Annotated in this window: 2 protein-coding genes; both read right to left on the bottom strand. The window is 29.3% G+C overall.

The genetic code is table 11. From position 1 onward, the window contains the following. Positions 1 to 1,263, bottom strand: a 1,263-nt coding sequence (locus tag ACRDDY_RS03220; RefSeq protein WP_438563526.1) for a hypothetical protein, incomplete at its 3' end; no start/stop codon positions are given. A gap of 22 nt (positions 1,264 to 1,285) precedes the next feature. Continuing rightward, the coding region (locus ACRDDY_RS03215; RefSeq protein ID WP_438563525.1) for a hypothetical protein at positions 1,286 to 2,751 on the bottom strand (1,466 nt) is incomplete at its 5' end.

The following is a 2,751-nucleotide window of genomic DNA, read 5'->3' as shown; positions in this document are numbered from 1 at the left end:
GTTTTCTATAGCACCTTTTAAATCTTCTGAAAGTTCAATTTCTTCTTCTGTGAAACTTGCTAAAGCTCTAATTTTTAAAGCTTCTTTCTTTTCTGCTAATTCAGCTTGTTCTTTTACTTTATTCATTTCTTCAACTTGTGCCTTAAATGGTTCTAATTCAGCTATAACAGCTTCTTTTTCTGCAATAACAGAATCCTTTTCAGCTATAGTTTCACCAAGCTTAATTATCTTGTCCGCACCTTCTGAAACCTCAGTTTCCTTCTTTGCTAAATCTGCTTTAACTTCAGCTATTTCTTGATCCTTATTAGCTATTTCAGTTTCGATTGTTTCTACTGGTACGAATACCATTTTCACATCTTGTTGTGCTGTTATAGATACAGTGTCATCACTATTTACTGAATAAGTAAATTTAGTATAATCTTCTGTTTTACTATCCCCACACTTCTCTAATTTTGCATATGCTACATTATCTAACGGATAAATAAGTATTCCATAATACCATCTTCCATCACCTTCAGTTGCATATATAGCTCGTCTTATTCTACTTTCTAAATCACTCATAGAAAGTTGAGCTATTTCTAAATTCTTTTCATTATCCATTTCCTTACCTCCATTTTCATTCTCAATATTTAATATATCTTCTGCAAAAGCAACCTCTAAAGACAATCCATCTTCTTCGGCTACTTCTAACATTCCAGCATCCTTATAAGCAGGTCTAACGTTACTACCTAATAGGCAATTTCCTAACCAACTTATATTTTTAAGCCACTTTATACCATTTTCAAAATAACATTCGCCATAGGCAATTTCCCAACTTGTTTTTAAACTTGTTCCAAGTCTTTCAATTACACTACAAACTTTCTCATATCTATTCCATATAATAGCTTCGGCCACTATACATTCTTTTATAAGTCCATTAGGCAATGTTAATTCTTCTATGTATACATTTGAATGGAATCCCACTCCCGAAGTATCAAATTCAACTTCATTACATACAACGCCATCCTTAACTACAGTTTTAATTTTTCTATTATGTCCACTAAAATCTAGTTCACCATCTTTATTAGTAACAACCTTAGTAACTAAAGCCTTGTTTTTAAGCCCTAGCAATTCTACTTCAGATAAGTCTTCCTTTCTAAGTCCAACTTTATTATCATTACCCTCATCTAAAGGACATACTAAAAACTTACCAACTAAATCTCCACCTTCATTAGAAGACATTTCCATCAAAGTTCCGTTAATTTTAATCATATTTTCTTCCATAATTCTTCACCTCCCTTCAATGTTAATCGGTTTGATTTTCAAGCCTTGCTTTATTTTCTTGCTGTTCATCTAAATCTCTATTCTGATTTTCTTCAGTTCTATTATTTTTACCTTTGTCCATTAATTCATTGGAGTTCGCTGTATAACTATTCCCATGAGGTGCAAAAACTTCATCTAAATCTACAGTTTTACCATCATAAACATACTCATTTTCATCTATTCTGTTTTGAATTTCAGTTTGATAATCAATTCCTAACATATTAAATGCAGTTTTATAACTAACTCCAATTTTACTATATAGTAAATCAACTAACTTATTTAAATTATCAGGGTTAATATACTGTGTAGGTTGAACTTTTATCTTAGGTGCATAGCCTATTTCTATTCCATTTTCAACACAAATAACTTTATAATACTTATTTATAGTTTTCTCTATTTGTGCCGTTATTTTATTTATAGTTTTTAAAAGCTCATCTACATTAACACTTATACTGTTATAAGAAGACTTACTTTCATTACTTACAAATCCTATTCCTAAAGCATTAAGAACTCTATTTCTATAACCTATAATAACTTCTGGTTTAGTAGTTTCTGTCTTAGGTTCTAATATACATATTTCTTCCACATACCCTGGAGTAGTAACTATAACTTGATCTTTAGTCATAGCATTCATTAATGTGGAATGTGCATAAGCTATTTCATTAGGATGCCTTACTTTATCTAATTCTTTACCCAAAACTTCTTTTCTCAATTTTTGATGATATATTTTTTTACTTTTTGCAATTATATTTTTTCTATCAACCTTATCACAAGTTTCAAGCATTAACTGAGAAGGGAGTGTTTTAAACATAGGTGTTAGTCCATATAATCCCCTAAGATTATTAATCCTAGAAACACCGACTCTTTCAGGATTTAAAATTGCATATTTATCTCCAACTTTGTAAGCTTCATAAATTTCTTCAGGATATGTTTTCTTTATCTCATCTTCTACATTAGAAGGTATTGAAAATAGTTTATTAGATTTAAGTCCCTTAAAAATATCACGATTTCTAAGATTTTTTTTAAGAGTTTCTATATCCATAATTACTACAGGTTCACCATCAATTTTATAATTAGACACCTCTATCAATCCCAATGGATAGCTTTCTATACTGTAACCATTGTTTATATCCCCTCTAAGATATGGAATATAATTCCCTTCTGTATAAGTTAAAATTACATTTTTTATAATCAATTCTTTAATATCTACGCCTTCATTAAATTTATTTATTACTGTTTCGGCATTTTGTTTCTTTTTCTTTTTAGCTTTTCCAGTAGGTATATCAGGAAATTCTATAGTATATTTTGTATTAATATTATTTTCAATTATTTCTATAACTTTTCCAATTAAGTCATCTTTGTTTATGTAGTATTGAACTAGACCATTAATTTTAATTATCTTTTTAACATCGTTCTGAGGATTTTTAGCTAAATTTTCTAATTCAGCCT

It is taken from the genome of Clostridium sp., from assembly GCF_051656525.1.
In the GTDB taxonomy this organism is placed as follows: Bacteria; Bacillota; Clostridia; order Clostridiales; family Clostridiaceae; genus Clostridium.
This window is presented reverse-complemented; position numbering and strand designations above follow the sequence as displayed.